This is a genomic window from Pseudomonas sp. PGPPP4 (genome assembly GCF_002256045.1).
In the GTDB taxonomy this organism is placed as follows: Bacteria; Pseudomonadota; Gammaproteobacteria; order Pseudomonadales; family Pseudomonadaceae; genus Chryseomonas; species Chryseomonas oryzihabitans.
Window position 1 is genome coordinate 15169 of sequence record NZ_NKID01000007.1, and the last position, 20497, is coordinate 35665.

Below are 20497 nucleotides of genomic sequence, written 5' to 3' on the forward strand. Positions count from 1 at the left end.
TCTGCCAGCCAGTGCCGGTTCCGGGCCTGATCGCAAGGGCGAGAGGCACCGGGCACCGGCGGCCGACAGGGAACGCGCGTCTAGGGCGCGTTCGGGGTCTCCACGGCCAGCAGTACGCCTCGGCCAACACGGAGATTTTCGGCGCTGGGATAGACTGCCGAGTCGGGTTCCAGTTCAGGCTGACGGCTGTCCAGCTGTATCACCCAGTGATGTCCGTCACGTGACGGCGGCAGGCGCAGGTCGATTTCCTCCCGCCGCGGCTGGAAGGCCAGCCAGATTCGTGCGGCCTGGGGGTGATCCGCTCCGTCGAGGGGCTCCAGGGTGAGGGCGAGCGGCAGACTGCCCCCGGCCTGCCAGCGGCCGTCGTCCATCGGCGCACCGTCGGCATCGAGCCATTCGATCCTGACCCAGCCACGGGGATCGGGGCGCCCGAGCAGCCGCTGCGCCTGCAGGGCCGGTAGTTCCTGGCGCAGCGCCATGAGCCGGCCGACGAAGGCGCTCTGCCGCTGCCCGGCAGGGCTGGCGGCCTGCTGCCAGTCCAGCCAGGACAATTCACTGTCCTGCACATAGGCATTGTTGTTGCCCTGCTGGGTGCGACCGAATTCGTCGCCGGCGGTGAGCATGGGTTCGCCCCCAGCCAGGATCAGGGTCGCCAGCAGGGCGCGCTGGTCGGCGGTGCGGGCTTCCAGGACGGCGGGGTCGTCACTCGGTCCTTCGACGCCATTGTTCCAGCTCTTGTTATCGGTGGTGCCGTCGCGATTGCCTTCGCCATTGGCCTCGTTGTGCTTTTCGGCGTAGCTGACCAGGTCGGCCAGGGTGAAGCCGTCGTGGGCGGTGACGAAGTTGACGCTGGTGCGCAGGGAGCGATCACCCGCACCAAAGAGATCGGCGCTGCCGGCCAGACGGGTCGCCAGGGCGCCTCTCAGGCCGTCGTCGCCGCGCCAGAAGCGGCGCACGTCGTCGCGGAAGGCGTCGTTCCATTCCTGCCAGGGCGCGCGGAAGGCGCCGACCTGATGGCCGCCGGGGCCGATGTCCCAGGGTTCGGCCACCAGCCGCACCTGACGCAGCACGGGATCCTGAGCCAGGGCCTGCAGCAGCGGCGCGTCGCGATCAAAGCCGCTTTCCAGGCGACCCAGCGCGGGTGCCAGGTCGAAGCGGAAGCCATCGACACCGGCGGCGGTGACCCAGTGGCGCAGGCTGTCCAGGGTCAGGCGCAACGCCGGCGGGCTGTAGAGCGCCAGGCAGTTGCCGCAGCCCATGTCGTTGATATAGCGCGCCGGATCGTCCGGCTGCAGCCGGTAGTAGCCGGCGTTGTCCAGGCCGCGCAGATTGAAGGTGGGGCCGAGTTCGTCGCCTTCGCCGGTGTGGTTGAAGACCACGTCGAGCAACACCTCGAAGCCGGCCGCCTGCAGGGTGGCCACCGTCTCGCGCAATTCGCCCAGGGCCTCGCGCCCGGCCAGGCGCGGATCGACCGCAGCCATGACCACCGGGTTGTAGCCCCAGTAGTTGGCCAGCCCCAGGGCCGGCAGATGGCGATCGTCGGCCCAGGCGGCGATGGGCAACAGCTCCAGGGTGGTGACGCCGAGGCGCTGCCAGTGCTCGATCAGCGCCGGATGGCGCAGCGCCGCCAGGGTGCCGCGCTGGCGGGCGGGCACCTGCGGATGCAGCCGGGTCTGGCCGCGCACGTGAAATTCGTAGATCAGTCCGGCGTCGCGGCGCTTGGGCGCTGGCGTCAGGCCGTCGACCGGCGGCAGGACGATGGCCTTGGGAACATGGGCACCGCTGTCGCGCGCGTCCGGACGATTGGGATCGTCGGGGTGGAAACCATAGGTGCTGGGATGCAGCTGGAAAGGCCGGTCCACCGCCAGGGCCCAGGGGTCCACCAGCAGTTTGTTGGCGTTGAATCTGAGGCCGTCCTGGGGGCGGTAGGCACCCTGGGCGCGCAAGCCGTATTTCAGACCCGCTTTGGCACCGGCCAGGAAACCATGCCAGACGCCGCCTTCGTGTTCGCGAAAGGCCAGACGCTGGGTCTCGGCTTCACCCTTGGCGTCATAGAGGCAGAGTTCGACGGCTTCGGCCGCCGGCGACCAGACGGCGAAGTTGATGCCGCCCTCGACGAGGGTGGCACCGTAATGGGCAGGATTGCCCGCGTCGAGGCGGGTAGAGGTGCGGGGCATGGGGACTCCGGTGACGGGCTGGCGGGGCGGATGCTGCAAGGATGTAGACGCCGGGAAAAGCGGTGGTTCTCAGTCGGCGCACCGCTGATCGCGGCCATGGGCCGCTCCTACAGGAATATCGAGCATCCGTAGGAGCGGCCCATGGCCGCGATACATCGATTAAACGACCGCAGCGGCGGACCGCCATGGCCGCGACACGTGCTCGACTACAGCGCCTTCCAGATCTCGGTGGCGTATTCGCGGATGGTGCGGTCGGAAGAGAACCAGCCCATGCTGGAGGTGTTGATCACCGCCGATTGCCACCACTTGTCCGGCTGCTGCCAGCGCATTTCCACCTGGCGCTGGGCGTCCCAGTAGGCGTCGAAGTCGGCGCAGACCAGGAAGCGGTCGTGCCAGGTCAGGACGTCGAGCAGGCTGTTGTAGCGGGCCGGATCCTCGGGCGAGAACTGACCGGCGCGCAGGCCCGCCAGCACCTGGGCCAGGCGTGGCGAATTCTCGATGATGTCCGAGGAGATGCCACCGCTGCGCTGGCGCTCTTCCACCTCGGCCGCCTTGAGGCCAAAGATGAACATGTGCTCTTCCCCGATCAGTTCGCACATCTCCACATTGGCGCCGTCCAGGGTGCCGATGGTGAGGGCGCCGTTGAGGCCGAACTTCATGTTGCTGGTGCCCGAGGCTTCCATGCCGGCGGTGGAGATCTGCTCGGAGAGATCCGCCGCCGGAATGATCACCTCGGCCAGGCTGACGTTGTAGTTGGGCAGGAAGACCACCTTGAGCAGGTCGCGGGTCAGGGGGTCGTTGTTGACCACCTTAGCCACGTCGTTGGCCAGCTTGATGATCAGCTTGGCCTGGTGATAGCTGGCGGCGGCCTTGCCGGCGAAGATCTTGACCCGCGGCGTCCAGTCGCCGTTGGGGTTGTCGCGGATGGCCTGGTACAGCGCGATGGTCTGCAGCAGATTCATCAGCTGCCGCTTGTACTCGTGGATACGCTTGATCTGGACGTCGAACAGCGCATTGGGGTCGAGGTCGATCTCCATCCGCTGCTTCACCAGGCTGGTGAAGGTGTCCTTGTTGCGTTGGCGCTGCAGGGCGAAGCGCTCGCGGAAGTTGCTGTCGTTGGCATAGGGCTTGAGCTGCGGCAGGGTCTTTTCCGGATCGTGCAGCACGCCCTGGCCGAGGGTATCCACCAGCAGGTCGGTGAGCGCCGGATTGGCCTGGTGCAGCCAGCGGCGGAAGGTGATGCCGTTGGTCTTGTTGTTGATGCGATCCGGATAGAGCCGGTGCAGCGAGCGAAAGACCGTCTTGCGCATCAGGTCGGTGTGCAGCCCGGACACGCCATTGGTGCTGTGCGAGCCGAGGAAGGCCAGGTTGCCCATGCGCACGCGGCGACCCTGGCTTTCGTCGATCAGGGAGACATAGGAGATCATGGCGCCATCGGTCTCGCCGCGGGCACGCAGGGAGTCGAGGAACTGTGCATTGATCAGGTAGATGATCTGCATGTGCCGCGGCAGCAGGCGTTCCATCAGCTGTACCGGCCAGGTCTCCAGGGCCTCGGGCAAGAGGGTGTGGTTGGTATAGCTGAGGGTACCGACGGTGGTGCTCCAGGCGGCATCCCAGGGAATGCCGTGGACGTCCACCAGCAACCGCATCAGCTCGGCCACGGCGATGGCCGGGTGGGTGTCGTTGAGCTGGATGGACACGTGCTCGGGCAGGCTGAGCAGGTCGTTGTGCTGCTTGAGATGACGGCGGGTCAGGTCGGCCAGGGAGGCGGCGACGAAGAAGTATTCCTGCCGCAGGCGCAATTCCTGGCCGGCTTCACTGCTGTCGGCCGGATAGAGCACCCGCGAGATGCTCTCGGCGCGGGCCTCGTTGGCCACGGCGCCGACGTGATCGCCAGCGTTGAAGGTTTCCAGGTGGAGGATCTCCAGCGGTCGGGCGCGCCAGAGTCTCAGGGTATTGGCGCCCTCCCCGCCCCAGCCGATCACCGGGGTGTCATAGGCCACCGCGCGGATGCGCTCGCCGGGCGTCCACACCTGGCGCCGAGGGTCGCCTTCGCCATAGGGGGCGACGTGACCGCCGAAGCCGATCTCGTACACCACCTCGGCGCGTTCGAATTCCCAGGGATTGCCGAAGTCCAGCCAGTTTTCCGGCTGCTCCAGCTGGAAGCCGTCGGCGATCACCTGGCGGAACAGGCCGTGCTCGTAGCGGATGCCGTAGCCGTGGCTGGCGATGCCCAGGGTGGCCATGCTTTCCATGAAGCAGGCGGCCAGGCGACCGAGGCCGCCGTTGCCCAGGGCGGCGTCCGGCTCCAGGCCGCGGATGCGCTCGAGGTCGACACCGAGGTCGGCCAGGGCACGGCGGGTCTCTTCGAGGATGCCGAGGTTGGACAGGCTGTCGATCAGCAAGCGACCGATGAGGAATTCCAGGGAGAGGTAGTAGACGCGCTTCTGGCCGGTGCGATAGGCGTCGCGGGTGCGACTCATCCAGCGGTCGACGATGTAGTCGCGGGCGGCCAGGGCGGTGGCCTGGAACCAGTCGTGGTCGAGGGCGTTGTCGGGATCCTTGCCGACGGCGTAGGTGAGCTTGGAGAGGATGTTGGTACGGAGCGCGGAAACTTCGTTGGGCGAGATGAAGCGGGGTCTCGTCATCAGGATTGACCTCTGCAAGCGCTTAGGAATCAGATCGCGAAGTGGCCGCGGATAATGCGGCGCGTGCCGTTCGCCTTACTTTTAGGCGAAACGCCAGGGACGTCCAAGCTTTTTTCGCCACATCAGACGGTTAGCCGTTACCCCTACCCTCTCTAGCCTGAGGTTTTCACCATGCGCAAGACCCTGCTCATCACCGGCGCGAGTCGTGGCATCGGCCGCGCCACGGCCCTTGGCGCCGCCCGCCGCAGCTGGAACGTCGCCTTCAACTATCGCCAGGACGAGGCCGCGGCCCGGGCCACCCTGGCCGAGATCGAGGCGCTGGGCGTGGAAGGCCTGGCGCTGCGCGGCGACGTGGCCGACGAGGCCCAGGTGCTGGCGCTGTTCGAGCGCACGGTGGAGCGCTTCGGCGGCCTGGACGCCTTCGTCAACAATGCCGGGATCGTCGATCAGTCGCAGCCGCTGGTGGAGATGAGCGCCGAGCGGTTGCGGCGCATGTTCGAGGTCAACGTCTATGGCGCCTTTCTCTGTGCCCGCGAGGCGGCCCGCCACCTGTCGCGGGAGCGCGGCGGCCGCGGTGGCGCCATCGTCAATGTCTCTTCCATCGCCGCGCGCCTGGGCTCGCCCAACGAATACGTCGACTACGCCGCCAGCAAGGCGGCGCTGGACACCCTGACCCTGGGCCTGGCCAAGGAACTCGGTCCGCACGGGGTGCGGGTCAATGCGGTGCGGCCCGGCGTGACCCTTACCGACATCCACGCCAGCGGCGGCCAGCCGGGGCGCGCCGAGCGCCTGGGCGTGACCACTCCGCTGGGACGTGCGGGCGAGGCCGAGGAGATCGCCGCCGGCATCCTCTGGCTGCTGTCGGACGAGGCCTCCTACACCACCGGCGCCCTGCTGGATATCGGTGGCGGACGCTAGGGTCTAGTCGCGAGGGGCGTCAGGGGCTAGTCGCGGCGGGGCGTCAGGGCGTTGAGCACCTGCTGCGACAGCGCATGGTAGAGCGGCACCGGCATCAGCCAGCCGGAGACGGCAGCGGCCAGCAGGCAGGCCGCCAGCACCGGCAGCGCCATGTCCGGGCTGTGGGCCAGTTCCAGGGTGATGACGGTGGCGGTCAGCGGGGTACGGGTGACCCCGGCGAGGTAGGCGGCCAGCCCCAGCAAGGCGCATTGCGGCAGACTGACGCCCGGCAGCCAGTCGACCAGCCAGGGGCCCAGGGCCGCACCCACCGCCAGCGAGGGCGAGAACAGGCCGCCCGGCACCCCGGCCAGGTAGGAGACGACGTTGGCGAGGAATTTCCACAGCAGGAAGTCGCCGCCGGTCACGGGTTCGCCAGCCAGGATGGCATGGGTCTCGGCGTAACCGGTGCCGAACACGTGCTGGCCGGAGAACAGCCCCAGCGCCGCCAGCAGCAGGCCACAGCCGGCGGCAAAGGCCACCGGGCGGCGCCCGCGCAGGGCATTCAGGCGGCCCAGCCAGCCGCGCTCGGTGGGCAGCACCAGGCGGCCGTAGCAACCGCCGAGCAGTCCGCCGATGACGCCGATCACTGCCACGCCGATCCAGCCCAGGCCCCAGGTCAGGTGCAGGTCCAGGGCACCGAGATAGCTGTAGGGGCCGACGATGCCCAGGGTGACGATGCCGCCGAGCAGCACGGCGGTCAGCACCAGGCCGCTGAAGCGCTGCTCGAAGGTGTGGGTGAGTTCCTCGATGGCGAAGACCACCCCGCCCAGGGGCGTGTTGAAGGCGGCGGCGATCCCGGCCGCGCCCCCGGCGAGGATGAGTCCGGACAGGGTGCGGCGACCATGCAGGCCGAGGCGCTTGCCGAAGCCGTAGAGCAAGGCGGCGCCGACATGCACGGTGGGCCCCTCCCGACCCACCGAGCCGCCCACCAGCAGGGCGCCGGCCGTGAGCAGCAGCTTGGCCAGGGCGATGGGTGGCGCCAGCAGCCGCGCGCGCAGGTCCGCTTCGGGGCGCTCGAGGGTAGCGATGACCTGGGGGATGCCGCTGCCACGGGCATCGCGCAGCGCGCCTTGCGTCAGCCAGACCAGCCCGGCAAAGCCCAGAGGCGTCACCAGCCAGGGCCAGAGGGCGCTGTGCTGCAGCATCTTTTCGAAGAGGCCGAAGGAGGCGTCGGCCAGCCAGGCGAAGCCCAGACCCGCCAGGCCCACCAGCACCGCGCCGACCCAGAAGGCGATGCGCTGGCGCCACTGGCGCAGCCGACGGCGCCGGCGATGGCGCAGCAGATGCAGTCGACGCCGGGCGGCGACTTCGGGATCGGTATCGGGATAGACGGGATCGGACATGGAGAAGAGGACACCAGGAGGCGGGACCCTCCTAGTGTAACCTCTTGTTACAGCGGTATCGCCAGGATCCGGATCAGGCCGCGGGCACCAGCTCGGTGGCGGCTTCGTTGCGCTTGAGCACCGCGTAGATGACCCCGGTCACCAGACTGCCGGCGGCGATGGCCGCCAGATACAGCCAGGCGTGGCTGATGGCGTTGGGGATCAGCAACACGAAGAGGCCGCCGTGGGGCGCCATCAGCTTGCAGTTGAACAGCATAACCAGGGCGCCGGTAAGGGCACCGCCAATCACGCTGGCCGGGATCACCCGCAGCGGGTCCTTGGCGGCGAAGGGAATCGCCCCTTCGGAGATGAAGCACAGCCCCAGCACCGACGCCGCCTTGCCCGCTTCGCGCTCGCTCTGGGCGAACTTGCGCCGGGCCAGCAGGGTGGCGATGCCCATGCCAATGGGCGGCACCATACCCGCAGCCATGGTGGCGGCCATCGGCCCATAGGTCTTGGACGCCAGCAGGCCGACGGTGAAGGCATAGGCGGCCTTGTTGATCGGGCCGCCGAAGTCGATGCACATCATGGCGCCGAGGATCAGGCCGAGCAGCACGGCGTTGCTGGTGCCCAGGTTGTTGAGGAAGTCGGTGAGTCGACTCAGGGCGCCAGCCACCGGGGTGCCGACCAGATAGATCATCACCAGACCAACGATGAGGCTGGCGAACAGCGGGATGATCAGGATCGGCTTGAGTGCCTCGACGCTGGCCGGCAGCCTGACGTGCTGGGCGATGGCCTTGGCCACGTAGCCGGCCAGGAAGCCGGCGATGATGCCGCCGATGAAACCGCTGCCCAGACTGGCCGCCAGCCAGCCGCCGATCATGCCGGGGGCAAGACCCGGGCGGTCGGCGATGGAGTAGGCGATGTAGCCGGCCAGCACCGGAACCATCAGCTTGAAGGCCGATTCACCGCCGATCTGCATCAGCGCCGCAGCCAGGGTGCCCTGCTCCTTGAAGGCCTCAATGCCAAAGACGAAGGACAGGGCGATCAGCAGACCGCCCGCCACCACCATCGGCAGCATGTAGGACACCCCGGTGAGCAGGTGCTTGTAGACGCCCGCGCCTTCCTTCTTGGCCGGCTTGGCGCCCTCGCCCGCCGCTGGCGCGGCGCTGCCGGCCAGGGTCTCGCCCTCGGCCAGGGCCTTCTTGATCGTCGCCTCGGGTTGCTTGAGGGCGACCCCGGTGCCGCAGCGATAGACGCGCTTGCCGGCGAAGCGCTCGACATTGACCTCGATGTCGGTGGCCAAGAGCACCACGTCGGCATCGCGAATGGCCTCGGCCGGCAGCGGATTGCGCGCCCCCACCGAGCCCTGGGTCTCCAGGTGCAGGCGATAGCCGAGCTTCTTGGCCGCGTTCTGCAGCGCCTCGGCGGCCATGAAGGTGTGGGCGACCCCGGTCGGGCAGGCGGTGATGGCCACCAGCCGCGGGGTTTCGCTGGCACTGGCGGGAGCGCTGGGGGCAGCACCACCGGCCGCCGGGGCCTGTTCCAGCACCTTGGCTTCGCTGGAAGCGCGCTGCAGGAAGGCATCGACATCGCGCAGGGCTTCGGCCGGGGCAGCGCGGTAGACGCGCTTGCCGACGAAGCGCGACAGGTCGACCGCGCCGGTGTGGACGACCACGACCAGTTCGGCGCGGGCCACCTGGTCGTCGGTCAGCAGGGTGGCCTCGGGGCCGTCGTGGATCTCGACGCTGGTGGTCCAGCCGCGGCGCTGGGCGGCGGCGTCCAGCAGGCGCGCACTGAGCACGCTGGTGACCATGCCGGTCGGGCAGGTCGTGACGATGGCGATGTTCATGGGTTTACCCCTGATTCTTGTTCTAGCGGAAAGTCGGGAAGGACGCGCACCTGCACTTGGTCTTCGAAGACGGCGAGTTGCGCGGGATCATTGATGCCAAAGCCGATCTGGGTCACCGCCAGGGCCGCGATGGCGGTGGCCGTGGTCAGGGTGCGCTCGGGCGACTGGCCGGTGAGCAGGCCGTGCAGCATGCCGGCCAGCAGGGAGTCCCCCGCCCCGACGGTGCTGGCCACGGTGACCTTGGGCGGCTGCGCCTCCAGGGTCTGGGCGCCATACCAGCGCACGCCATCGGCGCCCTGGGAGATCACCAGGTGCTCGATGCCCAGGGCCCGCAGCTGTTCGACCAGCAGCGCCTGCTCGGTCGCGGTCTCGGCCGGAGCGCCGCAGGCTTCGGCCAGTTCTTCGGTATTGGGCTTGATCAGCCAGGGACCGGCGGCCAGGGCGGCGCGCAGGGCGGCGCCACTGGTGTCCAGCGCCACCGGCAGGCCCAGCGACTTGAGGCGGCCGACCAGGGCGGCCAGCCACTCGGGGCTTACCCCACGCGGCAGGCTGCCGGCCACCACCACGGCGTCATGACCGGGCGCCAGGCGATCCAGGGTCTCGAGCAATTCCTGCTGGGCCGCGGCGGACACCTCCGGGCCAGGCCCGTTGATGTCGGTGATGCGACCCGCGGCCTCGGCCAGCTTGAGGTTGCTGCGGGTCTCGCCGGCGACCCGGACGAAGGCGTCGGTAAAGCCGCGGCGGGCGAACAGGGCTTCGAAGGCGGCCGCGTTGTCGGCCCCGAGAAAGCCGCTCACCGTCAGGTCATGGCCGAGATCGGCCAGCACCTGGGCGACGTTGATGCCCTTGCCGGCGGCATGGACGATCACCGCCTCGCTGCGATTCACCGCGCCGGGCTTGAGTTCCGGCAACTGGACGGTGAGGTCCAGCGCCGGGTTGAGGGTCAGGGTGAGGATGCGGCTCATCGCAGGGCCTCCACGCTCTGCCGCACCTCGGCGGCGGTACCCAGCGCCAGGGCGCGCGCGGCGCAGGACTGCACCTGGCGCAACTCCAGTTCGCGGACCCGGGCCTTGACCAGGGGCACGCTGCGCGCCGAAACCGACAGCTCGTCGACGCCCAGGCCGACCAGCACCGGCACCGCCAGGGGATCGGCGGCCAGCTCGCCGCAGACGCCGACCCACTTGCCATGGGCATGGGCGGCGCGCACCGTCATGTCGATCAGGCGCAGCACGCTGGGGTGCAGGCCGTCGGCCTCGCCCGACAGCAGCGGATGCCCGCGGTCGATGGCCAGGGTGTATTGCGTCAGGTCATTGGTACCGACGCTGAAGAAGTCCACTTCCGGCGCCAGCACCGGGGCCAGCAGCGCGGCCGAGGGCACCTCGATCATGATGCCGACCTGCAGATCGGTGGTGGGGATCTCCTGGCGCAGGCGCGCAAGGATGTCCCGTGCCTGACGCCACTCCTCGACCCGACCGATCATGGGGAACATGATCCGCAACGGCCGGCCATCGGCGGCCTTGAGCAGGGCGCGCAGCTGGGTTTCCAGCAGCTCGGGACGACGTAGGGTCAGGCGGATGCCGCGAATGCCGAGGAAGGGGTTCTCTTCCGGCGGCAGCGGCAGATAGGGCAGCGGCTTGTCGCCGCCGACGTCCAGGGTGCGCACCACCAGCGGCTTGCCGGCCAGGCCATCGAGGGCGCGGCGGTATTCCTGCTCCTGGGCGGCCTCATCGGGCGCGCTGTCATGGCTCATGAACACCAGTTCGGTGCGCAGCAAGCCGACGGCTTCGGCGCCCTGCTCCACCGCGGCGGCGGCCTGGGCGGTATCGCCCAGGTTCACGGCAATCTCGACGTGGTGGCCATCGCGGGTGGTGGCGCTTTCGAAACGCTGGGCCTCGGCGGCGCGGCGGCGCTCGGCCTGGACCTCGCGCTCGCGCTGCACGGCCTCGATGCGGCTGGCGTCCGGGGCGATTTCCAGGGTGCCCTTGTCGCCATCGAGCAGCAGCACGCTGCGCGGCGCCAGGTCCAGCACGCGGCGCCCGGCGCCGACGATGGCGGGAATGCCCAGGGCGCGGGCGACGATGGCGCTGTGGGAGCTGGCGCCACCACGGGCGGTCAGGATGCCGCAGACGCGCTCACGGTCCAGCCGCGCAACGTCGCCCGGACCGACCTCGTCCATCACCAGCACATAGGGTTCTGCGGGTTCGCGGGCGGATTCGACGCCGCACAGCTGGGCCAGTACCCGGCGACCGACGTCGCGCAGGTCGGCGGCGCGCTCGGCGAGCAGCCGGTCGTGCAGGGCTTCCTGCTGGCTGGCCGCCTCCTCGATCTGGGCGTCCCAGGCCGCGGCGGCGCTGACGTTGGCCTTGAGCCGGGCGGCGATGCCCTGCTGCAGATCCGGGTCTTCCAGCATTTCCAGGTGGGTCAGGAAGATCTCGCGCAGGGCGCTGGCCTCGCTGCGCGCGATGAGCGCCTCGATGTCGGCGCGTACCGCGGCCAGGGCCGCGTCCAGGCGCTGGCGCTCGGCGGCGGCGCCTTCACCGGTGGCGGGATAGTCGAAGTGCTGGGGCGCCACCACATGGGCCGGGCCCACGGCCAGGCCGGGAGCGGCGGCCACGGCCTGGGCGCGATCGCCCGGGGCCAGCGGCAGTTGTTCGGACGGGTCCACCAGGCTGATGGCGGTGACCCGCGCGGCACCGGCCGGAGCCGGGGCGCTGGCGGTGACCGGTTCCACCTCTTCGCCAAGACCGGCCTGTACGGCGCCGATCAGATCGTTCAGCGCGGCCTCGGCCGAGGTGCCGGGCTCGACCAGGAATTCCAGGGTCTGGCCGCGCCGGGCGCCCAGCGCCAGCAGCCGCGACAGACTCTTGGCCGAGACCGGGGCGCCGTGGTCGACGCGCACGCGGATCTCGCCGTCATAGGCCTTGGCCAGCCGCGCCAGCTCCTTGGCCGGACGGGCGTGCAGGCCATGGGCATTGGCCAGCACCACCTGGGCACTGGGCCAGTCCGGGGCGACTTCGCCGCCCAGGGCTTCGAGCACGGCGCGACGGGAGGTGGCCTGGGCCAACTCCTGGCCACGGCCGGCGACGAGCAGGTCGCAGAGGCGTTCGAGCAGGGCGCGATGGCCCTCGCCCAGGCTGGCCAGGCAGAACAGGCCGCGTACCGGCTGCTCCTGCACCTGCAGGGTCTGCAGCGGGGTGACGAAGGCCAGGCCGGGACGTTTCACCGCGGTCTCGCTGTTCAGCCACCAGAGGCCGTCGCCCAGGGGCAGCGGCTGGCTGGCCTGCAGGGCACCGGCGAAACCGGCCCCCACGCATTCCATGTGCTTGAGCATACGCGCACCCTGCCAGGCCAGGTCTTCCAGGTCCTCGGCATCGATGGCCAGCTGCACCAGTTCTTCGTCCAGCGCCAGGGCCTGGGGCGCCCCCTGCAGCAGGTCGAGGATCTGCTGGGGTTCGCGGGCGTCGCGCAGCGCCTGTTGCAGATCGCTCTCGCCCAGGGCGCGGGTCAGCAGCTGCAGGATGCGCAGGTGTTCGTCGGATTTGGCGGCGATGGCGATGGCCAGGTAGGTCAGCTGACCGTCGCCCCAGTCCACGCCATGCGGGAATTGCATCATCCGCACGCCGGTGACGAACACCTGGTCGCGGGTCTGCGGCGTACCATGGGGAATGGCGATACCCTGGCCGAGGTAGGTGGAGCCCTGGGCCTCGCGGGCCTTGAGCCCGTCGAGATAACCCGGGGCGACCAGGCCATCGGTCACCAGGGACTCGGCGAGCATGGCCAGGGCGGTCGCCTTGTCGGGCGCCTGCTGGGCCATGCGGATATGCTGGGCATTGAGTTCGAACATGGAAGGATACCTCCGGCGCCGCGCGCCTGATCCTGGCGCCGTGCCTTTCTTGTAATAGATGCTTGCCGGCTCGCTCAGCCCTGCAATCGCGTCGGGAGAGGCGTGACAGGGCCCTTGGCAGATTCGTGCCAGCCCTCGGACAACAGAAAGCTGAAACGTTTCACCCAATGGGACTGGAACGTTACTCGATAATCGCCGATCCTTGAAGCACAACACACAATAAAGACCGTCTCGCCAGCGCCGTACAGCGCCAGGCCTTTCAGGTCCCACGAGGAACAGGCGTGAAACTCAGCGACATCGCCCAATTGGCCGGCGTATCCCTCACCACCGCCAGCTATGTCATCAACGGCAAAGCGGCGCAAAGGCGCATCAGCGCGGCCACCGTGGCGCGGGTCATGGCCGTGGTCGAAGCCCACGGCTACCAGCCCGACCAGCGCGCCGCCGGTCTGCGCCGCGGGGCCACCCACACCCTGGGCTTCCTGCTGCCCGACCTGGAAAACCCCAGCTACGCACGCCTGGCCAAGCAGCTGGAACGCCGGGCACGGGCGCGTGGCTATCAGTTGCTGATCGCCTGCACCGACGACAATCCCGACAGCGAACGCCAGCTCATCGCGCTGTTTCGCGCCCGCCGCTGCGACGGCCTGTTCACCGCCAGCAGCCTGGCCGAGGACGACGCCCCCTACCGCCAGCTGCAGGAACACAGCATCCCGATCATCGCCATCGATCGCCAGCTCGATCCGGCGCAATTCTGCTCGGTGGTCAGCGACGACCACACCGCCGGCCGGCAACTGGCCGCCACCCTGCTGACGCCGGACACCCACAGCATCGCCCTGATCGGCGCCCGCCCCGACCTCGCCATCAGCCGCGCCCGCGCCGCCGGCTTCGCCGCCGCCCTCGCCGATCACCCGGCACGCCACTGGGAGCGGCATGCGCCCCACTACAGCCGGGAAGGCGGTCGCGCCCAGGCGCTGGCCATGATCGAAGAACTCGGCCACTGGCCCGAGGCGCTGCTGACCACCTCCTACGTCCTGCTGCAGGGCGTGCTGGACGTGCTGCGCGATCATCCGCTGGCTGAGGGCGATACCCTGCGCCTGGCCACCTTTGGCGACACCCAGTTGCTCGACTATCTGCCATTCAAGGTCAACGCCATCTCCCAGCAGCACGAGGTCATCACCGAGCGCGCCCTGGAACTGATGCTGGACGCCCTGGAAAACGACCACTATCTGCCCGGTGTCCAAGCCATCCCGAGGGTCCTCAAACGCCGCCTGTCATGAGTCTGCTGATCGATACCCACAATCACCTGGACTATCCGGACTTCGACGCCGCGCGACCGGCCCTGCTGGCCGAGTGCGCGCGCCTCGGGGTGGTCCGCCAGGTGCTGATCGGCGTCGAACGCAGCCAGTGGCCGCAACTCTGGCGGGTCGCCACGGCCAATGCCGGCCTCCATGCGGCGCCTGGCCTGCATCCGCTGTACCTGCAGCGTCATCAGGAGGCCGATGTCGAAGCGCTCCGAGCCTTCTGCCTGGAACGCCGCAGCGATCCCCGCCTCTGCGCCCTGGGCGAGATCGGTCTGGACTATTTCATCGAGACGCCGGACAAGGCGCGCCAGGCCTGGTTCTTCGAACAGCAGGTGCGCCTGGCCATGGAGCTGGAGTTGCCGGTGCTGCTGCACGTGCGCCGCGCCCATGCCGATGTGGTCAGGATCCTGAAGCGTCTCAAGCCACCCCGGGCCGGCATCGCCCATGCCTTTTCCGGCAGCTTCGAAGAAGCCCGCGAATACCTGCGTCTGGGTTTCAAGATCGGCCTGGGCGGCGCACCCACCTGGCCGCAGGCGAAGCGATTGCAGCGAGTACTGCCACAGTTGCCGCTGGAAGGCATCGTGCTGGAGACCGATGCCCCCGACATGCCGCCCGCCATGCATCCGGACGTGCGCAACAGCCCCACCCATCTGCCGGCCATCTGCGCGGCCCTGGCGCCGCTCTGGCAGGTCTCGCCCGAGACCCTGGCCACCGTCACCACCCGCAATGCCTGCGCGGTGTTCGGCTGGGACGCCGCCGGCCTCGCCTAGTTTTCCTCGACCGCCAATTCGCCTTGCAGCCGCGCCCAGTCGAAGGCCGGACCGGGATCGGTCTTGCGCCCCGGGGCGATGTCGCTGTGGCCCTGGATACGTTCCGCGGTGATCGCCGGATAGGCGCGCTGCAGCGCCCGCGTCAGCCGCCCCAGGGCACGGTACTGGGCGTCGGTGTAGGCCAGGTCGTCCGTGCCTTCCAGTTCGATGCCCAGGGAGAAGTCGTTGCAGTTCTCGCGTCCGTCGAAGAACGAGACGCCGGCATGCCAGGCGCGCTGGGCGCAGGAGACGAACTGGGTCACCGTCCCGTCGCGCTCGATGAGAAAGTGCGCCGCCACCTTCAGCTCGGCGATCTCCGCGAAGAAGGGATGGGCCGAATGATCCAGGCAATTCTGGAAGAAGGCCTGGACGCAGCCGGTACCGAATTGTCCGGGCGGCAAGCTGATGTTGTGGATCACCAGCAGGGACACCTCTGTCCCTGCCGGGCGTTCGTTGTGGTTGGGCGAAGGACACAGCCGCGCCTCGCGATACCAGCCATCGACGAACACCCCGTCCATCAGCGCGCCTTGGCCTTGAGCGCGTCGCGCAGCGCGCTGGCGTCGCTGAATTCACGCTGGCCGACGAAACGGCCATGGTCGAGGGTCACCCAGAGCACCTTGTCGGCCGCGCCGGGAAAGCGCGGCACGATGCGCGATTCGCGGTCGAGCAGGACCCGGTAGCCATACTTGCGCATGGCCGGCACGGCAAACATCCGGGTGATGGCTGCCGGCATGCTGCTGATGTCGGCGATGTAGGCCACCCGGCTGCCGTCGATATAGTTTGCCGGCTGATCGCGCATGGCTTCCTTGACCAGCCCCGAGCCGCTCATGCTGCGCGCCACCAGCAGGACCTGCAGCTGGTCGTCGAAGGTATAGGGCTGGTCACGCTGATCGAGCAGGGTGAAGGGCGCCACCCGCTCACCCGGCTCGAGCGCCAGGGCGGTCAGGGGCAGCAGCAGACACGACAGCAACAACGCCAGAACTCCAGCGCGCATGGCATCCTCTCTTGAACGGTCTATCGAGGCCGCTATCCTGCCCTACCGCTCGGATTGGCACCACCATCGCGTCGAGGAGCCCCATGATCCCCCTCAAAGAACTGCTCGCCCACGTCCCCCAGTCCGGCGAGGTGCGCTGGATCGGCGTGCGACCCGCCTCCCGCGCACCCATGGTCGAGATCGATGCGGTGGAGGCCCGGCGTGACGCCGGTCTGACCGGCGATCACGCCCGTCCCACCCCGCGCAACCAGCGCCAGGTCACCCTGATCCAGTGGGAACACCTGCCGGTGGTGGCCGCACTGATCGGCAAGGCGGTCGCGCCCGCCGACCTGCGCCGCAATCTGGCCGTTGCCGGGATCAATCTGTTCAGCCTGAAGAATCGGCGCTTTCGCATCGGCCAGGCGGTGCTGGAGACCACCGGCTGGTGCCAGCCCTGCGCGCGCCTGGAAGAACGCCTCGGGCCAGGGACCTTCCAGGCCATGCGCGGCCACGGCGGTCTCACGGCCCGGGTCCTGGAAAGCGGCATCATTCGCCTGGGCGATCGGCTGGAGGTCCTGGATTGACCCCAGTTTCCCTAGGGTCGAATGGCCGGGCCAGCCCGGTTAAACTAGCGCTACCTCTCGTCGCCGCAGACGTCCCTGCCAGAGCAGATGCAGGCCGCTTACCTTGAAAGTCACGACATTTCGCCCATCTTCCTTGCTAGATGTCTCGATTCGCGCGCTTCGACGACCCCAGATTCTTACCGGCCCGGGACTGCGCCCGCACGCGGCGACGCGCCCGGTCCGGCTCACGCTTTCCTTCTCTATGAGTGCTCTCCATGACCCATCGCATCGTTATCGTCGGCGGCGGCGCCGGCGGCCTGGAACTGGCTACCCGCCTGGGCCGTAGCCTGGGCAAGCGCGATCAGGCGCAGATCGTGCTGATCGACGCCAATGCCACCCACCTGTGGAAACCGCTGCTGCATGAGGTGGCCGCCGGCTCGCTCAACTCCACCGAAGACGAACTGAGCTATGTCGCCCAGGCCAAGTGGAACCACTTCGAATTCCAGCTCGGACGCATGACCGGCCTGGATCGCGAGCGCCGCAAGGTGCAACTGGCCGCCATCGAGGACGACGGCGCCGTCCTGGTCCCGGAACGAGAGATCGGCTATGACTCCCTGGTACTGGCCATCGGCAGCACCACCAACGATTTCGGCACGCCGGGCGCCGCGGAAAACTGCATCTTCCTCGACACCCGGGCCCAGGCCGAACGCTTCCATCGCAAACTGCTGACCCACTACCTGCGCGCCCATGTCAGCGAACAGCCGGGTGAATTCATCGAGGTGGCCATCGTCGGCGCCGGTGCCACCGGCGTGGAGCTGGCGGCCGAATTGCGCAACGCCGCCGAAGAGCTGCAGGCCTACGGTATGGATCGCATCCGCCCCGAAGACCTGCGCATCACCCTGGTCGAAGCCGGTCCGCGCATCCTCCCGGCCCTGCCCGAACGGATCGCCGGCCAGGCGCATCGCACCCTGGAAAAGCTCGGCGTGCGGGTGCTGACCGGCTCGGCGGTCAAGGAGGTCCGCGCCGACGGCCTGCAGACCGCAGGCGAATTCGTCCCGGCCAGTCTCAGGGTCTGGGCCGCCGGTATCCGCGCCCCGGCCTTTCTCAAGGACCTGGCGGGCCTCGAGACCAACCGCATCAACCAGCTGGTGGTCAACTCGACGCTGCAGACCACCCGTGATCCGAACGTCTTCGCCCTGGGCGATTGCGCGGCCTGCCCGTTGACCCCCGGCGACACCCGTACCGTGCCGCCGCGCGCCCAGTCCGCCCACCAGCAGGCCTCCCTGCTGGTCAAGACCTTCAAGGCGCGCCTGGAAGGCAAGCCGCTGCCCGACTACGTCTACAAGGACTACGGCTCGCTGATCTCGCTGTCGCGCTTCAGCGCGGTGGGCAATCTCATGGGCGGTGCCCTCGGCAGTCTGACCCTGGAAGGCTGGCTGGCGCGGACCTTCTATGTCTCGCTCTACCGGATGCACCAGGTGGCCCTCTATGGCCCGCTGCGCGCCCTGGCGCTGTTTGCCGGCGATCACCTTAGACGCAAGACCGAGCCGCGCCTCAAACTGCATTAGGCCCCTGGCCCAGGCATGAAAAAAGCCGTCCCGAGGGACGGCTTTTTTGTGTCGCAGCGACCTCAGGAGGGCGACTGGCCCCGCAGGTTGCCGATCACCGAGGTCATGGCCCGGTCGAACAGCAAGGCATCGTCCAGCAGCCGTACCCGGTCTTCCTGGTAATCCAGCGCCAGTTCCTCGCGGGTGCGATCCAGCACCTTCATGCCGGTCCGATTGACGAACACCAGGCGCCCCATGGGCCGGATGACCGCGGCCAGCTTGCAGCGCAGCTTCTGCTCGACGTCCTGGATCTCCAGCCAGGCGCCTACCGAAAGGGCATCCACCCACTCCAGGGAGTCGCTGGTCAGCCCGGTGATCCGCTCGCTTGCGCGTGGCAGCTCGAAGGGTTCCTCGGCAGCAGGCGAGGCAGGTGCCACGCTCGCGGTGTCCGCTGCCGCATCCGCCAGCTCGGGACGGGTCTGCTGAAAGGTCTGGACGTGCAGGGATTCCAGTTCGGTGAAGAATTCGGAGGTGGAGAAGGGATCGAAGGCCGCGCTGGCCAGGCCTTCCCGCAACGCCTTGAGCAGGCCGGGTACCATTTCCAGCAGACGCTGGCGGGACGCCACGTCGTGGTGCGGCTGGATGCTCCAGATCAGATCGTCCATGGTCTTGAGCGCTGCGCGCCATTCGCTGGAGTCGTAGCCCTGCTTCAGGCAGGTCAGCAGCAGCACCTGGCTCCAGGCCTCGCGCAGGACGCGTTGCACGGCGGCCGGCAACGGGTGCTCCTGCAGGCGCTGACTCAGCACGTGCTCGACCTGCAAGCGGGCGATCTCGGCGCGCGCCCGGCCTTCCTCGGCGTCGCGGGTGCGCTGCTCGAGCAATTCGCTGCGCCGTTGTTCGTCACTGACATAGGCCATGAAGTCGGCCAGCAGCTCGGCGAAGATCTCCGGATCGTCGACGAAGTCGGACAACAGGCGCTGCACGATCTGCTCGATCTTCTGATAGAGGCCATCGCGCTGCAGATCGCTCTGCTCGCCCCAGCCCAGGGAGGCGGCGGCGATCTCGTTGAGCAGCCGCCGGGCCGGATGGCTGCCACGGCTGAAAAAGGTCTTGTCGAGGACCGCGACCTTCAGCATGGGAATCTGCAGGCGAGCGATCAGCGCCTTGAGCGAATCCGGCAGGGTGAGGTCGTCGAGAATGAATTCGAACAGCATCGCCACCAGATTGATGACGTCTTCGTCGACCTGCCCCACCACGCGCTTTCGACCCGAGCGCTCGCTGATGCGACCCAGGGCCACCCCCAGTTGCGCCTTGAGGTCATAGCCTTCCAGGGACTGGCCGGAAATCTGCTGCTGCAGGTGCGACAGCAGCCGCATGAGGTCGTAGCTGGTGATGGCTTGGCCATCACCGGTCGCGGCGCCCTCATCGACCGCCATGCCGCCACCCAGGGTGGCGCTGCCCGGCGTGCGCAGCTGGGCCAGGAGGCCCTGCAGAGTGCCAAAGAGCTCCTGGCCATCGTCTTCGCTGTTGACGTGGGCCGGGGTGCGTCCGCTGTAGCCCTTGGCCGAGCGGCTCGGCACCTGCTGAGGGATGGCCTTGAGCTGGGGCAGTACGCCCGCGTCGACCAGCTGCCGATTGGATTCCGCGTACAGCTGACCCAGCCCGTTGAGCACGAAACGCTCGAACAGCTTGTAGATGATCAGCTTGACCTTGATGTCGGTGTCGAGATCGCGACAGGCTTCGACGAAGGCCTCGCACAGGCGGCGCGGGCCCAGCGGATGGGTCGAGTCGTCCAGCTTGCTCGACAGCTGGGTATTGAATCTGATGGTCAGGTGACTGATGGCCATGGCGTTGTTGCTGAGCGCCTTGGCCACCATGGTATCCACGGCGACGCTCTCTTCCAGCGCATCGTTCTGCACCAGGCTGAGGTCCTCGTAGGAGACGCTGTCCAGGCGCATCTCCGGCTTGCTGCCGACCAGATTGTTCAGCGCGGCGAAACGCTCGAAATACTGCTGGAGAAAGCTGCGCTCGATAGTCTTACGCCGGAGACGCAGATCGCGCATCGCTTCGAAATAGAGGCTCTGTTCCTGGTTGCTACCGGCGCGATCCGCCATTTCAAACAGCGCGTCGTCGGCGTTGTCGAACAGCTGCTGCAAGGAGGCATTGAGTCGCTGAGCGGCGCGATCCCTGACCGGTAAAAGCACTGCAGGCAATCGGGAAGAAGATTCCCCGAGCGCCTTGAAATGAACTACGTTTACGTCGTTCTGCACCACCGCCTCCCACAACCGTTCTTGCGTTCGGCTGAATCGCGTTCCACTACAGGAGCATTGAACAACGTTGGCCGCCCTGGCCGCGAGGTGAAACGTTGTCGATGTGCCATTATTTGCTTTGCTAAGGCATCGACCAATCGGCATCTGCACAGTACATGACAGGGTTCACAAGGCACCTGTCTGTCAGCGCCTGCCCTTAGAATAACTCAACGTTGTCTATCTCAGATCGTCAACCTC

At 68.2% G+C, this 20497-nt stretch carries 14 protein-coding genes; 5 read left to right on the forward strand and 9 right to left on the reverse strand.

Annotated elements, in window-relative coordinates; genetic code table 11:
* Window positions 1–80: 80 nt before the first annotated feature.
* Both glgX and CFE50_RS13730 read right to left on the reverse strand, forming a co-directional pair.
* Window positions 81–2177 (reverse strand): glycogen debranching protein GlgX, encoded by a 2097-nt coding sequence (glgX, locus tag CFE50_RS13725; protein ID WP_286734338.1) that lies wholly within the window; start codon window positions 2175–2177, stop codon window positions 81–83.
* 206 nt (window positions 2178–2383) lie between these two features.
* Window positions 2384–4825 carry a glycogen/starch/alpha-glucan phosphorylase gene (locus tag CFE50_RS13730; RefSeq protein ID WP_286734340.1) on the reverse strand — a complete coding sequence of 814 codons (2442 nt, stop codon included), beginning with the start codon at window positions 4823–4825 and terminating at the stop codon, window positions 2384–2386.
* 171 nt (window positions 4826–4996) lie between these two features.
* Between CFE50_RS13730 and CFE50_RS13735 the strand changes: the two genes are divergently transcribed.
* Window positions 4997–5743, forward strand: coding sequence for an SDR family oxidoreductase (locus CFE50_RS13735; RefSeq protein WP_286734342.1), 747 nt, complete (start codon window positions 4997–4999; stop codon window positions 5741–5743).
* A 26-nt stretch (window positions 5744–5769) separates the two neighbouring features.
* Here CFE50_RS13735 and CFE50_RS13740 read toward each other — a convergent pair whose 3' ends face one another.
* From CFE50_RS13740 to ptsP, 4 genes are all read right to left on the reverse strand, one after another.
* The gene (locus CFE50_RS13740) at window positions 5770–7125 is read right to left on the reverse strand and encodes a chloride channel protein (RefSeq protein WP_286734345.1); all 1356 of its coding nucleotides are present in this window, start codon (window positions 7123–7125) and stop codon (window positions 5770–5772) included.
* A 73-nt stretch (window positions 7126–7198) separates the two neighbouring features.
* Window positions 7199–8956, reverse strand: a complete 1758-nt coding sequence (locus CFE50_RS13745; protein ID WP_241807840.1) for a PTS fructose-like transporter subunit IIB — start codon at window positions 8954–8956, stop codon at window positions 7199–7201.
* Window positions 8953–9921 (reverse strand): 1-phosphofructokinase, encoded by a 969-nt coding sequence (gene pfkB, locus CFE50_RS13750; RefSeq protein ID WP_241807841.1) that lies wholly within the window; start codon window positions 9919–9921, stop codon window positions 8953–8955. Before pfkB ends, CFE50_RS13745 begins: the two co-directional genes overlap by 4 nt.
* The gene (ptsP, locus tag CFE50_RS13755; RefSeq protein ID WP_286734351.1) at window positions 9918–12800 is read right to left on the reverse strand and encodes a phosphoenolpyruvate--protein phosphotransferase; all 2883 of its coding nucleotides are present in this window, start codon (window positions 12798–12800) and stop codon (window positions 9918–9920) included. The genes pfkB and ptsP overlap by 4 nt, the downstream gene beginning before the upstream one ends.
* Before the next feature lie 281 nt (window positions 12801–13081).
* Between ptsP and cra the strand changes: the two genes are divergently transcribed.
* Both cra and CFE50_RS13765 read left to right on the forward strand, forming a co-directional pair.
* Window positions 13082–14074 (forward strand): catabolite repressor/activator, encoded by a 993-nt coding sequence (cra, locus tag CFE50_RS13760; RefSeq protein WP_181110425.1) that lies wholly within the window; start codon window positions 13082–13084, stop codon window positions 14072–14074.
* Window positions 14071–14868: a TatD family hydrolase gene (locus CFE50_RS13765; protein WP_286734353.1), complete on the forward strand. Its 798-nt coding sequence runs from the start codon at window positions 14071–14073 to the stop codon at window positions 14866–14868. The genes cra and CFE50_RS13765 overlap by 4 nt, the downstream gene beginning before the upstream one ends.
* Here CFE50_RS13765 and ampD read toward each other — a convergent pair.
* A complete protein-coding gene (ampD, locus tag CFE50_RS13770; RefSeq protein WP_286734355.1) occupies window positions 14865–15425 on the reverse strand; it encodes a 1,6-anhydro-N-acetylmuramyl-L-alanine amidase AmpD in 561 nt (186 codons plus the stop codon). The genes CFE50_RS13765 and ampD overlap by 4 nt on opposite strands.
* Window positions 15425–15901: an FAD/FMN-containing dehydrogenase gene (locus tag CFE50_RS13775; protein WP_286734356.1), complete on the reverse strand. Its 477-nt coding sequence runs from the start codon at window positions 15899–15901 to the stop codon at window positions 15425–15427. Before CFE50_RS13775 ends, ampD begins: the two co-directional genes overlap by 1 nt.
* Before the next feature lie 83 nt (window positions 15902–15984).
* On the opposite strand from CFE50_RS13775, the gene CFE50_RS13780 reads away from it, so the two are divergent.
* Together CFE50_RS13780 and CFE50_RS13785 are read left to right on the forward strand one after the other, a co-directional pair.
* The gene (locus CFE50_RS13780) at window positions 15985–16464 is read left to right on the forward strand and encodes an MOSC domain-containing protein (protein WP_181110421.1); all 480 of its coding nucleotides are present in this window, start codon (window positions 15985–15987) and stop codon (window positions 16462–16464) included.
* 254 nt (window positions 16465–16718) lie between these two features.
* Window positions 16719–18011: an NAD(P)/FAD-dependent oxidoreductase gene (locus CFE50_RS13785; protein ID WP_241807848.1), complete on the forward strand. Its 1293-nt coding sequence runs from the start codon at window positions 16719–16721 to the stop codon at window positions 18009–18011.
* A 62-nt stretch (window positions 18012–18073) separates the two neighbouring features.
* On the opposite strand, the gene CFE50_RS13790 is transcribed toward CFE50_RS13785, so the two are convergent.
* The gene (locus CFE50_RS13790) at window positions 18074–20260 is read right to left on the reverse strand and encodes a DUF1631 domain-containing protein (RefSeq protein ID WP_181110420.1); all 2187 of its coding nucleotides are present in this window, start codon (window positions 20258–20260) and stop codon (window positions 18074–18076) included.
* Window positions 20261–20497 lie beyond the last annotated feature (237 nt).